At 71.9% G+C, this 21,127-nt stretch carries 18 protein-coding genes; 9 read left to right on the plus strand and 9 right to left on the minus strand.

Annotated elements, in window-relative coordinates:
* The first annotated feature begins 83 nt into the window (after window positions 1-83).
* Entirely contained in the window at window positions 84-821 is a 738-nt protein-coding gene (locus tag M2302_RS20890; RefSeq protein WP_280839537.1) for a hypothetical protein, read from the plus strand.
* A gap of 52 nt (window positions 822-873) precedes the next feature.
* Here the strand turns inward: M2302_RS20890 and M2302_RS20895 are convergent, their stop codons facing one another.
* Window positions 874-2,160: an erythromycin esterase family protein gene (locus M2302_RS20895; RefSeq protein WP_280839538.1), complete on the minus strand. Its 1,287-nt coding sequence runs from the start codon at window positions 2,158-2,160 to the stop codon at window positions 874-876.
* 353 nt (window positions 2,161-2,513) lie between these two features.
* Here M2302_RS20895 and M2302_RS20900 point away from each other — a divergent pair, with 353 nt between their 5' ends.
* Complete coding sequence (locus M2302_RS20900) at window positions 2,514-2,966, plus strand: DUF6098 family protein (RefSeq protein WP_280839539.1); 453 nt, start codon at window positions 2,514-2,516, stop codon at window positions 2,964-2,966.
* 43 nt (window positions 2,967-3,009) lie between these two features.
* Here the strand turns inward: M2302_RS20900 and M2302_RS20905 are convergent, their stop codons facing one another.
* The 5 genes from M2302_RS20905 to M2302_RS20925 all read right to left on the minus strand — a co-directional run bounded on the left by M2302_RS20905 (window position 3,010) and on the right by M2302_RS20925 (window position 6,487).
* Entirely contained in the window at window positions 3,010-4,023 is a 1,014-nt protein-coding gene (locus M2302_RS20905; protein WP_280839540.1) for a radical SAM protein, read from the minus strand.
* Between the two features lie 84 nt (window positions 4,024-4,107).
* Complete coding sequence (locus tag M2302_RS20910) at window positions 4,108-4,278, minus strand: hypothetical protein (protein ID WP_210775737.1); 171 nt, start codon at window positions 4,276-4,278, stop codon at window positions 4,108-4,110.
* Window positions 4,279-4,416: 138 nt separating this feature from the next.
* Window positions 4,417-4,845 (minus strand): hypothetical protein, encoded by a 429-nt coding sequence (locus tag M2302_RS20915; RefSeq protein WP_280839541.1) that lies wholly within the window; start codon window positions 4,843-4,845, stop codon window positions 4,417-4,419.
* A 211-nt stretch (window positions 4,846-5,056) separates the two neighbouring features.
* Window positions 5,057-5,680: a TetR/AcrR family transcriptional regulator gene (locus M2302_RS20920; protein ID WP_280839542.1), complete on the minus strand. Its 624-nt coding sequence runs from the start codon at window positions 5,678-5,680 to the stop codon at window positions 5,057-5,059.
* A 78-nt stretch (window positions 5,681-5,758) separates the two neighbouring features.
* The gene (locus tag M2302_RS20925) at window positions 5,759-6,487 is read right to left on the minus strand and encodes an alpha/beta hydrolase (protein WP_280839543.1); all 729 of its coding nucleotides are present in this window, start codon (window positions 6,485-6,487) and stop codon (window positions 5,759-5,761) included.
* A 287-nt stretch (window positions 6,488-6,774) separates the two neighbouring features.
* Between M2302_RS20925 and M2302_RS20930 the strand changes: the two genes are divergently transcribed.
* Window positions 6,775-7,248, plus strand: a complete 474-nt coding sequence (locus M2302_RS20930) for a molybdenum cofactor biosysynthesis protein (RefSeq protein WP_280839545.1) — start codon at window positions 6,775-6,777, stop codon at window positions 7,246-7,248.
* Window positions 7,249-7,325: 77 nt separating this feature from the next.
* On the opposite strand, the gene M2302_RS20935 is transcribed toward M2302_RS20930, so the two are convergent.
* The 3 genes from M2302_RS20935 to M2302_RS20945 all read right to left on the minus strand — a co-directional run bounded on the left by M2302_RS20935 (window position 7,326) and on the right by M2302_RS20945 (window position 11,238).
* Complete coding sequence (locus M2302_RS20935) at window positions 7,326-8,075, minus strand: SDR family oxidoreductase (protein WP_280839546.1); 750 nt, start codon at window positions 8,073-8,075, stop codon at window positions 7,326-7,328.
* A gap of 43 nt (window positions 8,076-8,118) precedes the next feature.
* A complete protein-coding gene (locus M2302_RS20940) occupies window positions 8,119-8,574 on the minus strand; it encodes a hypothetical protein (protein ID WP_280839548.1) in 456 nt (151 codons plus the stop codon).
* 705 nt (window positions 8,575-9,279) lie between these two features.
* Entirely contained in the window at window positions 9,280-11,238 is a 1,959-nt protein-coding gene (locus M2302_RS20945) for a glycosyl hydrolase family 28-related protein (RefSeq protein ID WP_280839587.1), read from the minus strand.
* A gap of 345 nt (window positions 11,239-11,583) precedes the next feature.
* Here M2302_RS20945 and M2302_RS20950 point away from each other — a divergent pair, with 345 nt between their 5' ends.
* From M2302_RS20950 to M2302_RS20975, 6 genes are all read left to right on the plus strand, one after another.
* Window positions 11,584-12,585 (plus strand): LacI family DNA-binding transcriptional regulator, encoded by a 1,002-nt coding sequence (locus tag M2302_RS20950; RefSeq protein ID WP_179805468.1) that lies wholly within the window; start codon window positions 11,584-11,586, stop codon window positions 12,583-12,585.
* Between the two features lie 406 nt (window positions 12,586-12,991).
* On the plus strand, window positions 12,992-14,368 hold the full coding sequence (locus M2302_RS20955) for an extracellular solute-binding protein (protein WP_280839549.1): 1,377 nt from the start codon (window positions 12,992-12,994) through the stop codon (window positions 14,366-14,368).
* Window positions 14,369-14,449: 81 nt separating this feature from the next.
* Window positions 14,450-15,409, plus strand: a complete 960-nt coding sequence (locus tag M2302_RS20960; protein ID WP_280839550.1) for a sugar ABC transporter permease — start codon at window positions 14,450-14,452, stop codon at window positions 15,407-15,409.
* Window positions 15,410-15,422: 13 nt separating this feature from the next.
* Window positions 15,423-16,310: a carbohydrate ABC transporter permease gene (locus M2302_RS20965; protein WP_280839551.1), complete on the plus strand. Its 888-nt coding sequence runs from the start codon at window positions 15,423-15,425 to the stop codon at window positions 16,308-16,310.
* 41 nt (window positions 16,311-16,351) lie between these two features.
* Window positions 16,352-18,004, plus strand: coding sequence for a glycoside hydrolase family 13 protein (locus M2302_RS20970; RefSeq protein ID WP_280839552.1), 1,653 nt, complete (start codon window positions 16,352-16,354; stop codon window positions 18,002-18,004).
* Window positions 18,005-18,186: 182 nt separating this feature from the next.
* Window positions 18,187-21,051, plus strand: coding sequence for a discoidin domain-containing protein (locus M2302_RS20975; protein WP_280839553.1), 2,865 nt, complete (start codon window positions 18,187-18,189; stop codon window positions 21,049-21,051).
* Window positions 21,052-21,127: the final 76 nt, after the last annotated feature.

Below are 21,127 nucleotides of genomic sequence, written 5' to 3' on the forward strand. Positions count from 1 at the left end.
AATCCTGTGGCACCTGTCACACCCGGCTCCGGGTCGTCTCCGCGCCGGGTGCACCACTCGGCGCGCGGAGGGGAGCCTCGGGAGTGAGTCCACGTCACGGATCCGGCCCTGACGGCATGTGGCGGATCGGCCCAATTCGCCTGCTGGCGGTGGTGGGAGTCGGCTACCTGATCATCGTGCTGACGCTGGCGGCGCTGAACGTGGATCTGGGTTTCGGGGGATCGCCGGCGGCGGATCGTCCCGGCCCGGCCGGCCCGGCGACCGGCCTTGATCCGGCCGTCCCGACGCGGGACCCGGCGACCGCCACCCCGGTCGAGGGCGGCGGGGACGTGCGCGTCGGATCGGTGGCGAGCCGACCCGCCGCGCCGTCGACGGCACCCCCGACCACCCGACCGCCGGCCACCCGCCCGCCCGCCGCCCCGGCGGCACCGATGGTGGTGCGGTCCTACGAGGCTGAGTCGACGGAGAACGGCCTGGACGACATCAGGATCTACGACTGTCCCGGCTGCTCCGGCGGGAAGAAGGTGGGCAACATCGGGCGCCACATGGGAACGCTGCAGTTCAACGGCGTGACCGCCCGCACCGGCGGGTCGGCCACCGTGACCATCGCGTACGTCAACGGCGAGGCCCCCCGCGTGGGGCGGATCAGCGTGAACGGCGCGGCCCCGATCACGCTGACCTTCCCGGGGACGGGCGGGTGGAGCAGCGTCGGCACGATGGTCCTGACGGTGCCCCTCCGACCCGGGCCCAACACGCTGAAGATGTTCAACCCGGACTCGCCGGCACCCGACTTCGACAAGATCACCGTGGCCGTCCGATAGTCCGCCCCACCCGCCGGACGCCCCGACCCGGTCGAACCGCTGGCCGGTGTGCTCAGACGCCCGAGGGGTAGCTCTCGGGCTCGGCGAGGCTGGCGGGCCGGATGTGCAGCGGCCGGACGGCCTGGGACTCGTCGACCCAGCAGAGGGCGTCGTAGCGGTCGCCGAGCACCGTGGCGACGTAGTTGCCCCAGCTCTCCCGTTCCGGGTGGTAGACCACCCCGACCGCCCGATGGTCCAGTTCGTCGGTCAGCAGGTCGGGACGGCCGTCGCGGGGAAAGACGAAGAGCGCCTCCGGCGGCGCGGCGGCGTGCAGCGCGTCCTCCAGCGAGTGCCGCCGGCCCGGCGGCATCGCCATCACCCGCATCGGCGCCCCCCAGGCGTCGCCGGCCACCACGGTCCCCCGATGGGTGGCGAAGCCGACCAGGACGACCTGGTCGACGCCGTGCCGCTCGCGGGCGAGCTGGCCGATGTTGACCTCGCCCGCGTCGACCATGTCGGTGGCCCGGGCGTCACCCACGTGGGTGTTGTGGGCCCAGACGACCGCCTTCGCGCCCGGTCCGTAGTGCGTGAGCAGCCGGTCGAGGGTGTCGTCCATGTGCCGGTCACGGACGTTCCACGACTCGCGACCGCCCCGCACCATCGCCCGGTAGTAGCGCTCGGCGCCGGCGACCACCTCGGCGTTCTGCCACGCCCCGAAGCGGTCCGCGCCGTCGGTGGCGGCCCGCTCGCGCAGCGCGGCGAGCAGGTCGACGACCTCGTTCTCGCAGCTGTTCGGCACCAGCCGGGTCGCCAGCGCGTACTGCTGCGGGTCCTCGTCGTACGGCTGGAAACAGCGGTACGCCGCCAGCGCCGCCGGAACCTGTTCCGGGTCGTGCTCGCGCAGGTAGACGAGGATCTCGTGCAGCGACTCCCACAGCGAGTACACGTCCAGGCCGTGGAAGCCGACGCGTGCCGTCGCGTCCAGCTGGGCGTTGTGGGCCCGCAGCCAGCGGGTGAAGTCGACGACCTCCTCGTTGGCCCACATCCAGGTGGGCCACCGCTCGAACGCCGCGAGGGCTGCGCGCGGGTCCTCCGGCGCGTCGCTGCGGCACCGGACGCTGCGGTCGACCCGGTCACAGTCGGGCCAGTCGCCCTCGACGGCGACGAACGAGAAGCCCTTCTCCTCGATGAGCCGCCGCGTGATCGCGGCCCGCCAGGTGTAGAACTCGTGCGTGCCGTGGGTCGCCTCGCCGAGCATCACCACCCGGGCGGCGCCGACGCGGTCCAGCAGCACGTCCAGGTCGCCCGGGTCGGTCAGCGGCGCCGCGAGCCCGGTCACCTCGTCGTTGTAGCGTCCCATCGCGCACTCCCGCCGCCTCGGATCCGGCCCGTGACCACCCGGCAGGCGCTCGGGCCGTACCGGCGGGCGCCCCGCAGTTCCCGCGGGTGCCGCGCCGCCGTCACGGACACGTCACCCGGTGCCTACCCGCCCCGGCTGGGCGCATGCGTACCGGCTGCCGTCGTGTGCCGGCTGCCGTCGTGTGCCGGCTGCCGTCGTGTGCCGGCTGCCGTCGCCGGCGGGCGGGAAGGTGTCGACCGCCCGAAGACGTGCGGGTGCGCCGGCCCGACCCCCAAAGGCCCGGAATCAGGAGGAATGGCCAGGGGCCGGCAGGGCACATGGACGGGGTGAGCAAGGCACACAACGAAGCGGGCATGTGGGTCGTCGACGACCTGGATCAGCTCGCCACCCTGGTGCAGAAGGCCGCGGACGAGTCGCTGTACGTGCGGTGGTCCCGGGGACCGCAGGCGGACCTGACCGACGAACGGCAGGCCAGCCAGTCCAGCCGGGATGCGCTGACCGGGACGGAGCTGCCGGGTCTGTCCGCCAACCCGCTCGCCGTGGAGTCGTGGTGGGGTGACCGTTCCCTGCGGCTGTGGATCGCCCGCCGGCTGTACGACTACTGCCACCTGCGGGACCTGCGTGGGCCCGGCGTACGCCCGTGGGTGCTGCTGGGCGAGCAGATCGGCCGGGGGCCCGACAACGAACCCCTGGTGATCTGCCAGCGGCCGCTGGCCTGGGTCAGCGAGGCGGCCCTCAGCCAGGCCCACCGGGCGGTGGAGGAGCAGGCGTCGCACGAGTGGGGTCCACTGCACCGCGCGGACTGACCGGTGAGCGTCCCGCCGGTACCCGCCGGCGGCCCCGGCGGGGTCAGAAGGCGCGCCGGTACAGCGAGCAACCCCGGCACACCTCGGGCGGCTCGCCGCCGAGGAGGCGGTGCCGGAACTCGCGGTAGCGCTCGCCGTACCAGATCTGTGGGAAGCTCTGCTCGGTCAACCGGCCCAGGGACATCCGGTCGTCGCCCATCACCATGCAGCACGGCTGCACCACGCCGGTGCTGGTGATGTAGGCCGCCTCCCAGGGCCAGGAACAGCCCCGGCCCGAGGGTGGGCCGGCGTCGGCCGGGACGCCGGGGCGCGGCAGGCGCAGTCGCACCCCGTGCTCCCGCGCCGCCTCGCCCGCCTCGTGGAAGGCGCTCGCGGCGCGGTCCGCGTCCGTCCCGGTCCACAGTGCCTGCTCCGCGGTGAACTGCCGGATGCCGTCGTACCCGCCGGCGGGGTCGGCATCGGAGAAGTTGTGCGAGAGGTTCTGCACGTGCAGCTCGTCCACCCCGACGCGGGCCAGCAGACGCACCAGGTCCGGCAGTTCGGCGACGTTGTCCCGCATCGCCACGAACACCACCCGGATCCACGGGGTGACGCTGCCCGCAGCCTGTTTCGCGTGCACCAGCCCGGCGAGGTTCGCCACCACGCGGGCGAAGTCGGCCCCCTCGCGGACCGCCTCGTAGACGCCCGCGCCGGCCCCGTCGAGGGAGACGTGCAGCCAGCCGACCCCGCTGTCCACCAACTCCTCCGCGCGGCCACGGGTGAGCAGGGTGGCGTTGGTGTTGAACCCGACGGTGATCCCGCGGGCGACCGCCGCCCGCACCATCTCCATCAGGTACGGCGACAGCAGCGGCTCGCCCAGACCCTGCAGCGTCAGCCGGTTCAGCGCGGGTAGCTCGGCCAGCAGGCGGTGGAACAGCTCCGGCCGCATGGCCCCGGCGAGCTTGTTGACCGGGGGCCGGTATCGGACCAGACACATGACGCACCGCAGGTTGCACGCCGAGGTGACCTCCAACTGGAGGTGCGGCGGCAACGGCGGAGCGTCGATGTCGGTCGACATGCCACCTGATGCCCGGACGCCACCCGATGAAACCCGGCCGCGCGCCGGGTCCCGGCGGGCCGACGGCCGGGCGGCGTCAGCCGATCACTGTTCGTCGTCGATGACCTCGGTCCGGTCGTCGCGCGTGACGGTCACCGGAAGGTGCTCGTCGGGCTGGGGCGCCTGCGCCAAGGTGTGGTGGGGATCCCCGTCAGGGGAGTAGAGCACCCGGTCGGTCTTGCCGGTCTTCTCCCGGTCTTCCTCCGGCTCCGTCACGTCACCCTCCTGCTGCCGCTCGTGTCGCCCACGCTACGCGGCCGGCCCGCTGGTTGGTCCGGTTTCCGCCCGGTACGTGCCGGTCAGCGGGCCCGACGGCGGGCCCGGCGGGGGAGCGGTTTCGTCGGTGCGGCTCGCTCAGCCCGGCAGCCGGGCCGGACGGCGCTGCTCGCCGGCCAGCAGGGCGTACGAGGCGAGCGCGCCGGCGAGGACCGCGTCCACGGAGATGACGAAGCCCCGGTCCATCCCGTCCGGGGCGAGGGCCGTGCCGGTCACCAGGGCGGTGACGGCCACCAGCACCATCGCCACCCGGACGAGCTGGTGGGGGTCGGGTCCGCTCCGGTCGGCGCGCCGGGACGGGCGTCCCGCCGCCATCAGCAGGGCGCCGACGGCGCCGGCGGCCCCGATCATCAACGAGGGCACGGCGAGCCCGTCCACCCCCTGGCGCAGCATGCTGCCCCCGGACCAGGCGAGCAGCCCGAAGATCACCATCGCCAGGAGGTGCGGGAGGGCGCTCCGGCCCAACCGACGCGACCGGTTCAACGCCGGATCTCTTCCGTCTGCCACGACAGTCCTCCGCTCGGCCAGAATGCCGTCGATGTCATCGTCGCACCACGACGCCCGGATGGCAGCAGCCGACGAGCGCGGACAACCGGCGGACCCGCCCGGTTCGGCCGGGCGGGGCGCGCGGACCGGCGTGGAGCAGCGTCGGCGCGGTCGAACCCCGGCGGTGGCCCGGGCGGGTGAAGATCCGCTGGGCCGCGGACGTCGCGGCGGCTCAGCGCGCGGGGCTGGGCGCCCCGATGCCGGCCGCCGCCGCGAAACCGGCCAGCGCGATCTCGGCCGACTGCTCGAGGTCGGCGCGGGCGACGCCGGCCGCGGCGTGCACGGCGTGCCCCTCGGTGACCACCGCGACGAACCGGGCCAGCGCCGCCGGGTCCGCGTCCGGCGGCAGGTCGCCCTCGGCCACCGCGCGGGCGAGGCGATCGGCGAGGGCACGTTCCCCGGTCAGTCGGCTGGCGGCGAGGAAATCGGCGACCGGGGCGCTGCCGGTGCCACCGGCGGTGCCGCCCTGGATCGACAGGCACCCGGCGGGGCAGTCGGAGCGGGTCAGGGCGAGCACGTTGTCGCGCAGCAGGGTGGCCACCACCTCGTACGCGGTGGGCTGGGCGAGCGCGTCGCGCACGTACGCCATGTCCCGCTCGGCGTACCGGGCCACGACCTTGCGGAAGAGCTCCTCCTTGCTGCCGTAGGCGGCGTAGAGGCTGGGCTTGTTGATGCCCATCGCGGCGGTCAGGTCGGCCATCGAGGCACCCTCGTAGCCCTGGCGCCAGAACACCTTCATCGCGCGGTCCAACGCCTCGTCGGCGTCGAACCCTCGCGGTCGCCCCCGTTGCGGCATGGTGGCACCTCCTCCGGTGCACCATGATACCTCCGGCGCGACCGATCGGTACAAAATTGCTCGGCCGGCGGGGAGTGGTCAGCGCTTGACGCTGTCGAGCGCCTGCATGATCACGTCGGTGACGGCCTGGGGCTGGCTGACCATGATTACGTGGGAGCCCTCGACCTCGGTGATGGTCGCCCCGGCCCGCTGCGCCATGGACCGCAGGACGTCGGTGCCGGCAGCCTTGTCGCCGGTGGCGACCGCGGCCCAGGACGGCAGGTTGCGCCAGGCCGGCGTTCCGGTGGGTTCGCCGAAGGCCAGCGCCGAGACGGGGCGCTGGGTGGCCGCCATGACGGCGGCGTCCTTCTTCGACACGTCGGCGGCGAACGCGTCGTGGAACTTCGCCGGGTCGATGAGGAACTCCGTCTCCGTGCCCTGGGCGGTCGGGTACTTCACCTCCATCAGCGCGGAGGTGAGCACGCTGTCCTTGGAGTCGCTCTCGATCGACAACAGGGTCTCACCCTCGTCGGGGGCGAAGGCGGCGACGTAGACCAGGCCAACCACGTTGTCGACCCGGGCCGCGGCGTTGGTGATGACCGCCCCGCCGTACGAGTGGCCCACGGCCAGCACCGGGCCCTCGGTCTGCTTCAACGCGCTCGCGACGTACGCGGCGTCCTCGCTGACCCCGCGCAGCGGGTTCGGCACCGCCTTCACCGTCACGCCCCCGGCCTGGAGGCGCTCGACCACGCCGTTCCATCCCGAGCTGTCGGCGAAGGCGCCGTGGACCAGGACGACGGTCGGCGTGCCGTTCGGTGCGGTGGCCATGGTGGTTCCCCTCATCGCAGTCGTGGGCGCGGGCGAGGGTCCACGCCGGAGCCCGTCAACTACTGAGGGTAGCCAGGGCGGTGCGGAGAGATCGGCGTTTCCGCGCCGCCGCCTCACCGGTGCGGCCCGGCACCGTGGCCGTCGGCGAGCGGCCCGTGCTCGGCGATCCGTGGTGACGCTCGTCCGGCCCGTCACCGAGCGGCACGCGAGCAGTCCCGGTCATCGTCGTCGTCCCCGGCTCGCCCGAGTGCGCCCGGCGGGCGGTGCCGGCTCCGTAGAATTCCGCTGTGCCGCGCATCGTCCAGCTGCTGGCCTCGCCGGTACACCGCTACGTGGGGCGGCCCGCCGACGGCCCGCTGCCCGCTCCGCCCGGCGAGCTGGTGACCGAGGTCCGGCTCCGGGCCGAGCTGGGCATCGTCGGCGACCGGTACTTCGGCCGGCCGGCGCACCGCGCGGCGAGCGTGACCGTGATTGCCCAGGAGTCGCTGCCGCCGGGCGTCGACCTGGTGCAGGTCCGGCGCAACATCCTGACCACCGGCATCGCGGTGGACGAGCTGGTCGGATCGGTGCTCGTCCTCGACTCGGGGGACGGCCCGGTCAGCCTGCGGGTCAACCGGCCGGCCAACCCGTGCGCCTGGATGGACGTCACGATCGGCCCCGGCGGATGGCGGGCGCTGCGGCGCCGGGGCGGCGTGCGCTGCACGCCGCTGAACGACGGCACCCTGCGGGTCGGCCCGGTGGACGTCGCGGTCGAGAGCTAGCGACACCGCGACCGGGGCGAGCCAGGCGGCTCGCCCCGGTCGTGTCACCCGAGCATCGGTGGGCGCGCGGTGTCGCCTCAGACCTGGTTCGCGCCGCCGTCGACGAAGATCTCGGCGCCGGTCATGAAGCTGCTCTCGTCGGAGGCGAGGAAGAGGGCGGCGTTGGCAATCTCCTCGGGCCGGCCCATCCGGCGCATCGGCACGGAGGAGGCGAGCATCTGCACCAGCCCGGCGGCCTCCTCCGGGGTGGCGGCCAGCCCGGTGATGCCCGGAGTCTCGGTCGGACCCGGGATCAGGGTGTTCACCCGGATCCGGCGGTCGGTCAGCTCGGCGGCCCAGGTACGGCCGAACGAGCGGATGGCCGCCTTGGAGGCCGCGTAGACGCCGAAGGCCGGGGTGCCGGCGGTGGCGGCGGTCGAGCCGGCCAGGATGACCGACGCGCCGTCGTTGAGTACCGGCAGCGCCTTCTGGACGGTGAACAGGGTGCCCCGGACGTTCCGATCGAACGTGTCGGTGTAGTGCTCGAGGCTGATGGTGCCCAGGGCGGCGAACTCGCCGCCGCCGGCGTTGGCGAACAGCACGTCCAGGCCGGCGCCGCGGGCGGCGATCGCTTCGACGAGGGTGTCGAGGTCGTCGAGGTTGCTCACGTCGCTGCGGATGCCGGTGGCGGCCGAGCCGATCGATGCCACGGCCTCGGCCAGCTGCTGCTGGCGGCGTCCGGTGAGGAAGACGTGCGCCCCCTCGGCGGCGAAGCGGCGGGCCGCCGCCAGCCCGATACCGGTGGTGCCGCCGGTGACGAGCGCGGTTCTGCCGTTGAGCTGTCCCACTGTGGTGCTCCTTTTATGTGGTGGTGCGGTGAAAGGGGATTGATCAATTGGTGCGGTGGAGCTGCGGTAGCAGCGCGGCGAGTTCCCGCCACTGCTTCCGGGGCAGGTCCGTGTGCTCCGGGGTGGCCGGCTGCAGGACGTGCAGGGCGACGTGGTCGGCGCCGGCGTCCAGGTGCGCCTGGACGCGGGCGGCGATCCGGTCGAGGTCTCCCCAGGCGACCAGGGCGTCGATGAGCCGGTCGCTGCCGCCCGGGACCAGGTCCTCCTCGGTGAAGCCGAGCCGGGCCAGGTTCGACCGGTAGGCGGGGAATCCGATGAACATGCCGATTCCCTCGCGGGCCGCCGCTCGGGCCCGGTCCGGGCCGCGGTCCAGGACCACCGCCAGGTGCGCGGCGACCAGGGGCCGGTCTCCGACGCGGGCGCGCTGGAGCGCGGTGTACTCGGGTGTCACCAGGAACGGGTGCCAACCGATGCTCCGGGCGGTGGCCAGGTCGACCATCTTCGGGCCGAGTGCGCCCAGGGAGACGCCGATCGGCCGGGACCGGGTGCGGTGCGGCGTTCAGCCCGTCGAGGAACCGGCCCATCGAAACCGTCGGCCGGCCGAAGTCCTGACCGGCGTTGGCTGCGGAGTGGGCGTTGCTGATGCCCAGCCCCACGAGGGTGCGGCGGCCGTGCGCCGCGTCCAGGTCGGCCAGCCACGCGCCCAGCCCGGCCGGGTCCTGGCCCCAGATGGAGAGCACGCCCAGCGCGACGGTGGCGCGCGGAGCGGCGGCGAGCAGGTGCCCGATGTCGTCCAGCGCCCCGCGGCCGTCCAGCCCCGGAAGCCACAGCGCCGGGTAGCCCAGTTCGTCCAGCTCGGCGACCGCCTCACGGACCTCGGGCCGGCCGGCCCCCCGCAGCTCCATGCTCCAGATGCCGACCGCGCCGAGCACCTGCTTGATGCTGTCCATCTCGCCTCCCTGTTCTGTACCGGTCGGTACACAAGAACCTAGCAGGCGGTCCGGCGATTCCCAAACTTCTGTACCGATCGGTTGGGGATGAGGGTCGGGTCGCCACGGGGGTGGGGGCGGAGGGCATGTCCGCGAGGTTTGTCCGGGGCGGCAGGTCGGCGGAAGCGCGGCGGCGCCGGCCGGAACCCGGGGGGATTCCGACCGGCGCCGCTCGGCGGGTCAGCCGGGGTGGGAGCAGGTGTCCGGGCCGGCGGTCACCAGGTGGACGGCGGTGGCGGGGCCACGACCGGCGGCCGGTCGTCGCAGGTGATCGTGTTGGGCAGCAGCCACGGGGCGAGCCATCCGCTGTCGTTGCCGCCGAGGTCGGTCAGGCTGAACTCGGATCCGGCGGGGGTGAAGTGGAAGGAGCCGCAGTTGTTGACGCCGACCGCGCCCACGTTGCGCGCGTCGACGTTCGCGAACGAGGCCGAGCCCGCCGTGCGGGCGCTCACCACGGACGTTCCGGCGCCGTCGACCCGGATGTCGCGGAAGTGCACGTTCGTGATCGAGTACCGGTCCTTCACCGGCCAGTCGCTGACCAGCATGATCGCGTTGTAGGTGTTGTCCAGGTAGTGGTCGCCGACCACCTGGATGTCGGCGTCGATGCTGCGGTCGAGGGCGTAGAACCAGACGGCGCCGAGGCCGATGTTCCAGTTCAGCTCGTAGGTGCCGGCCCGGGCGGTGGTGTTCTCCGTGATCCACAGGTGCCCGGTGAACGGCTCGGCGCCGAACCGGGAGCCGACCTGGATGGCGCTGCCCTCGCGCACCGGGTCGGCGATGAGGTTGCGCGAGACGGTGTTGTCCGTGCCGCCGTACACGGCGATGCCGTTGGCCAGGACCGGCGACTGCACGGTGTTGCGGTCGATGATGTTGCCCGCGTTGCCGGTCTTCTCCGACCACATGGCGAGGCCGTCGTCGCCGCTGTTGCGGACGAAGTTGTTGCGCACCACGGAGTTGGTGACGCCGGTGTGGAAGTTCAGGCCGTCGGCGATCTGGTCGACGATGACGTTGTTCGTGACCCGCAGGTCGGTCATCGGCCCGTCGAACCAGAGCCCCACCTTGGTGTGGTGCAGATAGAGGCCGTCGACGCTGGAGTGGCTCATTGCGCCACCGACGCCGTTGACCTGGTCGGTGTCGATGCGCTCGCGGACGTCGCCCTCGATCGCGAAGCCGGACAGGTGCACGTTGCGGCTGCCGCCCGCCGACGCGGGCCGGCCGTAGAAGCCGACCCCGGTGTGCACCGAGCCGTCCGGGGCCGGGGTGTCGAGCGCGACCTCGCGTCCCTTGACGATCGTGTACCAGTTGCCGGCGCCCTCGATGGTGACGTCGTCGACGACGATGTGGCGGTTCACCTGGTAGGTCCCCGGCGGCAGATAGACCTTCAGCTTGGTACGCCGGGCGAAGGCGACCGCCCGGTCGAAGGCGCCGGCGGAGTCGCGGCGGCCGGTCGGGTCCGCGCCGAACGCCAGCACGTTCGCCGCGACCGGCACGACGCGCGGCGCGGCGACCAGCTCCGAGTCGAGCAGGTCGATGACCGTCCACGGCGCGACGCTGCCCGCCGGGACCGCGAGCCGCAGCACGCTGCCCGCCGGGTACGTCCGGCCGAGCAGCATGCGCTGCTCGTCGTAGAAGTGGTGCGGGCGGAACGGCCTCGTGATCATCGGGGTGGGCGTGGTGGCCGCGGGGACGCAGGAGCATTCGGTGATCCACCAGTCCGGGTGCAGCAGGCCGGCGGTGGGGTCGTTGGAGAACGGGTACTGGTTGTACAGCCAGGCGTACTGCGAGGTGAGGGTCATGGTTTGAGCGGGTCGGCGACCGACCGAGACGTCCAGCGGCGCGGTGATGCCGCCGCCGGTGGGCGCGTCCGGGATGCTGTAGCGGACGGTGATGGCGTTGGTCGCGGCCGGCAGCGTGAACTCGACGAACTGGCCGGGCGCCAGGCTCACCGCCCGGCGGCCGGAGGCTTCCGACGCCAGGGTGTACGCCGTGCGCCCCGGGCCGATCAACGTGCCGTTCGTGGTGGCGTGCTCCGCCTCCTGCTCCAGGAAGCCGACGTCGGCGCCCCGGCCCGCGACGAGCGACGGGTCGAGAGCGGCCCGGGTGACCACCGGGGACGCGGGCGGGGCGGCCTCGGCCCGGGCCGCCCCGGCCCCACCGGTCACCGTGGCCGCCATGACCGCAGCCACGGCCGCCGCCCCGACGGTTCGCCGGCGCGCCGGTCCGCCCGGCCGTCCTGTGCTGATTCGAGACATCGCGTGATCCGTTCTCCCGAGGACCCGACGACCGTCATCGACGCCGCGGGCAGTCCCCGTGCCGCGGTGGATGTCAGAAGCGAGGCGAGTTGGTTGCGGCGATGTTATTTCTACGACCTGTCAATATTCAAGCAGGTGTTTGTGCAGTAATTGCAGAGGCTGCCTGCCTGCCTGCGGACGGCTTCGAACTGTCCTGTCGTCGAACGTTGACGTGACACGTCAACGTGCAGTTCATTTCTTGCAGAGTCGGTGACGTATCATCGCGGCGTGACGAAGCGACTGACCGAGGTGGCGAGGAAGGCTGGCGTCAGCGAGGCCACCGTCAGCCGGGTGCTCAACGGTCGTGGCGGCGTCTCCGAGTCGACCCGTACCGCCGTGCTCACCGCGCTGGACGTGCTGGGCTACGAGCGACCGACCAAGCTGCGGGGGGAGCGGGCCCGCCTGGTCGGGCTGGTGCTCCCGGAGTTGCAGAACCCGATCTTCCCGGCGCTGGCCGAGGTGGTGACCGGGTCGCTCGCCCAGCGGGGTTACACCCCCGCGCTCTGCGCCCGGACGATCGGCGGCGTCTCCGAGGCGGACTACGTCGAGATGCTGCTCGACCACCAGGTCTCCGGCGTCATCTTCGCCGGTGGCTCGTACGCGCTGGCCGACGCCTCGCACGAGCACTACCGCCGGCTGACCGACCGTGGGCTGCCGGTGGTGCTGGTCAACGCCGGCGTCGACGCGCTGGACTTCCCCCGGGTCTCCACCGACGACGCGGTCGCGGTCGAGCAGGCGTACGGGCACCTGCGCTCGCTCGGGCACGAGCGGATCGGCCTGGTGCTCGGCCCGGAGGGGCACGTGCCGTCCCGGCGCAAGCTGGACGCGATGGTCCAGGCCGCGAACTGGGCCGACGACCGGGAGTGCGTCGAGCGCTCCAGCTTCTCGATGGAGGGCGCGCGGGTCGCCGCGACCAAGCTGGTCGAGCGGGGCGTGACCGGCATCATCTGCGCCAGCGACGTGCTGGCCCTGGGCACCATCCGGGCCGCCCGGCGGCTGGGTCGGGCGGTGCCGACCGACGTGTCGGTGGTGGGCTTCGACGACTCCGCGTTCATGACCTGCACCGACCCGCCGCTGACCACCGTGCGGCAGCCGATCGAGACGATGGGCCAGGCCGCGGTGGACCTGCTGGTCACCCAGATCGAGGGGGCCGGCGTGCTGCACGACGAGCTGCTGTTCGAGCCCGAACTGGTGGTACGAGGCTCCACCGCGCCCGCTCCCGGCCGCTGACCCGGACCCGCTCCAGGCCGTCGACCGCTGCTCGCGGTCGGCGGCCACTTCGTCGATCCTCGGTCCCGCGCTGACCAGGTTGGACGCCGCCCGGACACCGGAAGGTTCCGGCGCGGGCGACTGACCGAGTACGCGCGTCGAAAGCTCTCAACACCCCTCAATCCGGGCGACGCCCATTGCTCTGTCGACATCTGCCACGTTCGCGTCGAGTCCTTTCAAGCCCTGATCGAAACCTTGCTGAAATGAGTCGGCCTCGCTACAGTGACTCCACTCACAGCTGGCCCCGACGCAGCTACCGGGGGTCAGGTCATCCGATCGACGCAGATCACTGGCAGGGCGGTGCCGCGGTGCGTACACCGCAGGTCGGCGACGTCCTGAAGACACCCGTTCCCGAAGGGATGGACAGATGTCCGTACCGCAGTACCGGAAGGCTGCGGCGTTGGCGCTCGCGGCCGGCCTGGGGCTCAGCCTCACGGCGTGCTCCACGAAGAGCGACGACACGACGAGCGATGCCGGTGGCAAGGTCACCATCACCGTCGACTGCCAGCCGGTCGGCTCCCAGAAAGAGCTGCTGAAGAACTGGAACGACGATGTCGTCGAGTTCCAGCGGCAGAACCCGAACATCGTCATCAAGAGCGTCAGCGTCGGCGAGCAGTGCAACAACCCGCCGGACTTCACCGCCCGCCTCGCCGGCGGCACCGTGACCGACGTGTTCTACGGGTACATGACCGATCTCCAGCAGGTGCTCGACTCCGGTCAGGCGATGGACATCACCCAGTACACCACCAAGGACACCGTCCCGACCTGGGACAGCGTCGACCCGGCGCTCAAGGAGGTCTTCACCGACGGCGGCAAGCTCTACGCCGTCCCGGTGAAGAACTACTCGATGGGCCTGGTCTACAACAAGGTCCTGTTCCAGCAGGCGGGGCTCGACGTCAACAACCCGCCCAAGACCTGGGGTGAGGTCCGCGACGCCGCCAAGAAGATCTCCGCGCTGGGCAACGGCATCGCCGGGTACGCGGAATACAGCGCCGGCAACACCGGAGGCTGGCACTTCACCTCCCTGCTCTACTCCCAGGGCGGCCAGGTGCTCACCCCGGACGGCAAGAAGGCCGACTTCAACAACGCGATGGGCAAGCAGGTTCTGCAGAACCTCAAGGACATGCGGTACGGCGACAACAGCATGGGTGCCCGCCAACTGCTCCAGTGGGGCGACCTGCTGACCAACGCCGGCGCCGGCAAGGTCGGGATGTTCATCGGCGCGCCGGACGCCACCCAGGCGATCGTCAGCCAGTTCCAGGGCAAGTTCCAGGACTGGGCGATGGGCCCGCTGCCCGGCCAGGACGGCGCGGCGAAGGCGACGCTCGGCGGTGGTGAGGGCTACTTCTTCAAGAAGGGCCTCTCCCCGGAGCAGGTCAAGGCAGGTCTGAAGTGGATCGCGTACCAGAAGCTGACGCCGGGCAAGGGCCAGTTCGACTACGTCCGGGCCAAGCCGCAGAACTACCCGGTCGGCCTGCCCCAGCCGCTGCTGTTCGCCAACGGCAGCGAGGCGCAGAAGCAGGAGCTGGCGCTGCGCAAGGCGAACGCGAACGTCGACACCACGAACTTCGCGATCTTCGAGGCGAACCCGGTGCCGATCAAGGGTGAGCCCCGCAACGCGCAGGCGATCTACGCGGTGCTCGACGCCGTGATGTCCGGGGTGCTGACGAACCCGAACGCGAACGTCGACGCGCTGCTCAAGACGGCCGAGGACAAGGTCGACAAGCTGCTCGCCGAGAGCTGATCCGATCGTGTGGGGGCCGGCCCGCCGGCCCCCACACCCTCCGCGCCGCACCGTCGGCCGCTGACTCACACAGGAGTTGCCTTGGTGATCACCACCGTCCCGGGGACCACGAGAGGAGCGGGTCGTCGCCCCGCGTCGCCGTACCCGGCCGGACCGCAGCGTACGAGCCTCGGCCGCAAGGTACGGGACAACCTCACCGGGCACACCTTCCTGATCGGCGCGGTGCTCTGCTTCGCCGTCTTCTCCTGGTACCCGATGATCCGCGGCATCGTGATGAGCTTCCAGCGCACCCGGCGGGGCGAGACCACCTGGGTGGGCTGGGACAACTATCTGCGCATCATCGACGACCCCAGCTTCTGGACGGCCTGGAAGAACACCCTCTACTTCACGGTTCTCGCGCTCGTCCTCGGGTACGCGGTGCCGTTCTTCGTGGCGATCCTGCTCAACGAGTTCCGCCATGCCAAGGGGTACCTGCGGATCCTGGTCTACCTGCCGGTGATGCTGCCGCCGGCCTCGGCGCTGTTCCTCTTCAAGTTCTACGCGTACGACCCCAGCGAGGCGGGACTCTTCAACGCGATCCTCACGGCGCTGCACCTGCCGACGTCGCAGTGGATGCAGTCACCCGAGATGACGATGCCGGCGATGGTGCTCGCGTCGACCTGGATGAACATGGGCGGCGCGGTGCTGATCTACCTGGCGGCGCTGCAGAACATCCCCGGCGAACTCTACGAAGCCGCCGAGCTCGACGGCGCCGGGATCTGGCGGCGGATCGTGCACGTGACGATCCCGCAGACCCGGCTGATCCTCGCGCTCCTGGCGATGCTTCAGATCGTCGCCACGATGCAGCTCTTCATCGAACCACTGATCCTCGCCAACGGTGCGGGCGCGGAGGACTCCGCGACCTCGGTGGCGTACCTCATCTACCAGCACGGGTTCTTCCAGAACGACCTCAACGGCGCTGCGGCGCTCGGCGTGATCATGCTCGTGGTGCTGGCCGGCTTCTCCGCCGCCTACCTGCGGCTGAGCGCGAAACAGGACTAGGACGGGGCGAGCAATGGCACAGGACTCCGGGACCCGGACCCTCATCTCTCCGGCCCAGCTCCGGCGGGGGCGCGGCAAGGTCGTCTACTGGACGCTGCTCGCCGTCGTCGTGGTGGGCTTCACGCTGATCTTTCTCGGGCCGCTCTACTGGATGGTCACCGGCGCGCTGAAATCCGGCCAGGAGATCGCGCAGACCCCGCCGTCGCTGTTTCCGACCGATCCGCAGGCGCAGAACTACGTCGACGCGTGGAACAACCTGGACCTCGCCAAGCTGCTGTTCAACACGTTCTACTACGCGGCCGGCGCGCTGCTGTTCCAACTCGTCCTCGACACCGCCGCGGCGTACGCCCTGTCGAAGCTTCGGCCCGTGTTCGGCAACCTGATCCTCGGTCTGATGCTGGCGACGCTGATGATCCCGGCGATGGTCCTCATCGTCCCGCAGTACGTGACCGTGATCGACCTGCCGATCCTGCACCTCAACCTGCTCGACTCGCCGTTCGCGATCTGGCTGCCCGCGGTCGCGAACGCGTTCAACATCTTCCTGCTGAAGCGGTTCTTCGACTCGATCCCGGAGGAGTTGATGGCGGCGGCCCTCGTAGACGGCGCGACCCCGCTGCGCACGCTCTGGTCGATCATCCTGCCGATGTCGCGCCCCATCCTCGGCGTGGTCTCGATCTTCGCCGTGACGGCGGTCTGGAAGGACTTTCTCTGGCCGAAGCTGGTGATGCCGTCGGCCGAGACCCGGACGGTCAGCGTCGGCATCTACGCCTTCTCGGGTGGTACGCCGATGAACGTGGTGATCGCCGCGTCGGTCATCGCCGCGATCCCGACCGTCGTCGTCTTCCTGATCTTCCAGCGAAACATCATGTCCGGACTGACCACCGGCAGCCTCAAGGGCTGACCCTCGATCCGCCGACGTACCGACGCAGAAAGCAGGTGCTCGTGTCCACAGCAGACAAGGGTCCGTGGTGGCGTGGAGCGGTGATCTACCAGGTGTACCCGCGTAGCTTCGCCGACGGCGACGGCGACGGCATCGGCGACCTCGCCGGCATCCGGTCCCGGCTGAGCCACCTGTCCGCGCTCGGCGTCGACGCGATCTGGTTCAGCCCCTGGTACCCCTCCCCGATGGCCGACGCCGGCTACGACGTGGCCGACCACCGCGACATCGACCCGGTCTTCGGTACCCTGGCCGAGGCGGAGGCGCTGATCGCGGAGGCCCACGCGCTCGGCATCCGGATCATCGTCGACGTGGTGCCGAACCACTGCTCCGACGCGCACCCCTGGTTCCAGGCGGCGCTCGCCGGCGGGCCGGACGCGCCCGAACGCGAGCTGTTCTGGTTCCGCCCCGGCCGGGGCCCGAACGGCGACCAGCGACCCACCGACTGGGTCGGCGAGTTCGGCGGCGAGACCTGGACCCGGACCGTCAACCCGGACGGCACCCCCGGCGACTGGTACCTGCACCTGTTCACCGCCGAGCAGCCGGACTTCAACTGGGACCACCCCCGGGTACGGGCGGAGTTCGAGGACATCCTGCGGTTCTGGTTCGACCGGGGGGTGGACGGCATCCGGATCGACTCGGCGGGCCTGCTGGTCAAGGACGGGACGCTGCCCGAGGCCCTGGCGGACCGGCCGCACCCGTTCCACGACCTCGACGGGGTGCACGAGATCTACCGCGCCTGGCGACGGATCGCCGACTCCTACCCCGGGGAGCGGGCGCTGATCGGCGAGGTGTGGCTGCCGGACCAGGAACGGTTCGCCCACTACCTGCGCCCGGACGAGCTGCACTCGGCGTTCAACTTCGACTTCCTCGGCTGCGCCTGGGACGCGACGGCGCTGCGCCACTGCGTCGACGAGACGCTCGCCGCGCACGCCCCGGTCGGCGCGCCCGCCACCTGGGTGCTGTCCAACCACGACGTGACCCGCCACGTCACCCGCTACGGCCGGGCGGACACCACGTTCAGCTTCGCCAGCAAGCGCGAAGGCGTCCCCACCGACCTGGAGCTGGGCACCCTCCGGGCCCGGGCGGCGGCGCTGCTCACCCTCGCCCTGCCCGGCGCGGTCTACGTCTACCAGGGTGAGGAGCTGGGCCTGTGGGAGGTCGAGGACATCCCGCCCGCGCTGCGCCAGGACCCGATGTGGGAGCGCTCGGGTCACGGCCGGGACGGCTGCCGGGTCCCGCTGCCCTGGGCCGGCGACGCACCGCCGTTCGGGTTCAGCCCGGACGGCACGACCCGGACGCCCTGGCTGCCCCAGCCGGCGGAGTGGAAGGACCGGACCGTCCGGGCGCAGACCGACGACCCGCACTCGATGCTGGAGCTGTACCGGGCGGCGATCGGCGTGCGGCGTACCGAGGCGGACCTCGGTGACGGGACGCTGCGCTGGCTGCCGGCCCCCGACGGGGTGCTCGCCTTCGCCCGCGGTCCCGCCTTCGCCTGCCTGGTGAACCTCGGCACGACCCCGGTGCCGCTGCCCCCGCACGAGGCGCGACTGCTCGCCAGCGCGCCCCTGGACGGCGACCTGCTGCCGCCGGACACCGCCGTCTGGCTGCGTACCCGGGAACGGCCGGCCGACCCCGGCCCCGCGCCGGCCTCCTGAGCTGTCCCGGCGCCGGCCGGTCCCGTCCCGACCGGCCGGCGCCACCCCCACCGGCCGGTCCGTCCCGACCCGCCGCCACGTCGCCGGCCCCCTCGCCGGCGCGACCGAACGGAGGTACCGCAGAGCGCAACGCCCGCAGCACGGGGGACCCGGCCCGTCCGACGAAACGGAGAGCACCGCTCATGGCCCACCACACCATCGGCACCCCCGCTCCACCCCCGGGAAGATCCGCCCGCTCCCTGCTGGCCGCGATCGTCGGCACCACGCTCGTGGCGGCGTGCGTCAGCGCCGTCGCGGTCTCCACCGCCACCCCGGCACACGCCGCCGGGCTGTCCCCGTTCGACATCGCCGGCCGCGGCGCCACCGTGCCGTTCGTCGAGCACGAGGCCGAGCGGGCCACCCACAACGGTACGAAGATCGGCCCGACCCGCTACTACGGTCAGTTGCCGTCCGAGGCGTCCGGTCGGGAGGCTGTCACCCTCGACGCCGTCGGCGAGTACGTCGAGTTCACCCTGACCGCCCCGGCCAACGCGGTGACCTTCCGCTACAGCCTCCCGGACAACGCCGCCGGCACCGGCCGGGACGCCAGCCTCGACCTACGGGCGAACGGCGGCCTGGTGAAGGCGGTGCCGGTCACCTCCCGGTACGGCTGGTTCTACGGCGGATACCCGTTCAACAACAACCCCGGCGACACCAACCCGCACCACTTCTACGACGAGACGCGGACCATGTTCGGGACCACCTACCCGACGGGCACCAGGATCCGGTTGCAGGTCTCCTCGACCGCCCAGTCGCCGAGCTTCACCGTCGACCTGGCCGACTTCGAGCTGGTCGGCGCGCAGATCACCAAACCCGCCGGCGTGCTGGACGTGGTCACCGACTTCGGCGCGGACCCGACCGGCGCGACCGACTCGACGGCGAGGTTCCAGGCCGCCGTGGACGCCGGGAAGGCCCAGGGCCGGGCGGTGTGGATCCCCGCCGGCACCTTCACCCTCTGGGACCACGTGGTCGTCGACGGGGTGACCCTGCGCGGCGCCGGGCCCTGGTACTCGGTGCTCGGCGGCCGGCACCCCACCGACCGCAAACGCGCCGCCGGCATCTACGGCAAGTACGTGCCCGGCGGCGGGTACAGCGGGGAAATCCGGCCGCATGAGGCCGGCGGCCCCAGCCGCAACGTCACCCTGCGCGACTTCGCCATCATCGGCGACATCCGGGAACGCGTCGACGAGGACCAGGTCAACGCCATCGGCGGCGCGATGAGCAACTCGGTGGTCGACAACGTCTGGATGCAGCACACCAAGGTCGGCGCCTGGATGGACGGCCCGATGGACAACTTCACCATCCGCAACAGCCGGATTCTCGACCAGACCGCCGACGGGGTGAACTTCCACTGGGGCGTCACCAACTCGACGGTGACCAACACGTTCGTCCGCAACACCGGCGACGACGCCCTGGCGATGTGGGCGCAGAACGTGCCGAACGTCGGCAACTCCTTCACCCACAACACCATCGGCGTGACCATCCTGGCCAACCACCTGGTCACGTACGGGGGCCGGGACATCACCATCGCCGACAACGTCACCGCCGACTCGGTGACCAACGGCGGCGGCATCCACGTCGCCAACCGCTATCCCGGGGTGCAGGGCCCGACCGCGGTCGCCGGGACGGTCACCGTCGCCCGGAACACGTTGATCCGCAACGGCAACTCCGACTACAACTGGAACTTCGGCGTCGGCGCGATCTGGTTCTCCGCGTTGAACGAGCCGATCCAGGGCGCCAGCATCCGGGTCACCGACACCGACATCCTGGACAGCTCCTACGCGGCCCTGCACTGGATCGAGGGCCAGACCAGCGGGATCAGCTTCGCCAACGTCCGGATCGACGGCGCCGGCACGTACGCGCTGCAGGTGCAGGCGCCGAGCCAGGTGTCGTTCACCGGCGTGCGCGCCACCGGCATCGCGCAGAGCAATCCCATGCACAACTGCGTCGGCAGCGGCTTCCAGATCAGCCAGGGCGCCGGCAACTCCGGCTGGTACACCGCCACCCCGTACTGCGGACCGTGGCCCACCCCGCAGTGGGGCAACGGCCCGACCAGCCCACCCACCGGCACCCCGACCACCCCGCCACCCACCACCCCGCCCCCGACCACCCCGCCGCCGACGGGCGGGAACCTGGCGCAGGGCCGGCCGGTGGCCGCGTCGAGCGTGTCGCAGAACTACGTGGCGGGCAACGCCGTGGACGGCAACGCCGGCAGCTACTGGGAGAGCGCCAACGGCGCGTTCCCGCAGACGCTGACCGTCGACCTCGGCGCGGCGGTCGACACCGACCGGATCGTGCTGAAACTGCCCGCGGGCTGGGAGACCCGCACCCAGACGCTCTCGGTGGCCGGCTCGACGGACGGCGCGGCGTACTCGACGGTCGTCGGGTCGGCCGGATACACGTTCAACCCCGCCACCGGCAACACCGTGTCGATCACCCTGCCGGCCGGCAGCCGGCGGTTCCTGCGGCTGAGCTTCACCGGCAACACCGGGTGGCCGGCGGGCCAGGTCGCCGAGTTCGAGGTGTACGGCGGCGGCACGACCCCGCCGCCGACCACCACGCCGCCGCCCACCACCACGCCGCCGCCGTCGGGGAACCTGGCGCTGGGCCGGCCGGTCACCGAGACCAGCCACGCCGACGTGTACGGCGCCGGCAACGCGGTCGACGGCAACCCGGCCACCTACTGGGAGAGCGCCAACAACGCCTTCCCGCAGTCGCTCACCGTCGACCTGGGGGCCGCCCGTTCGGTGTCCCGGGTGGTGCTGAGGCTGCCGCCGGTGACGGCCTGGCAGACCCGTACCCAGACCCTCGCGGTCCTCGGCTCGGCGGACGGCGCGACGTTCACCACGCTGAAGCCCTCGGCCGGGTACACCTTCAACCCGGCGGCCGGCAACACGGTCACCATCACCTTCCCCGCCACCACCCAGCGGCACCTGAGGTTGACCTTCACCGGCAACACCGCCTGGCCCGCCGGCCAGGTCTCCGAGTTCGAGGTCCACGCCGCCTGACGGCGCCCGTCTCCGGGCCGGTCGGCCGTCCCCGCGACCCGGCCGGCCCGGCAGCTCCACCCCGCCGGGGCACCCC

It is taken from the genome of Micromonospora sp. A200 (assembly GCF_029893845.1).
GTDB lineage: Bacteria > Actinomycetota > Actinomycetes > Mycobacteriales > Micromonosporaceae > Micromonospora > Micromonospora purpureochromogenes.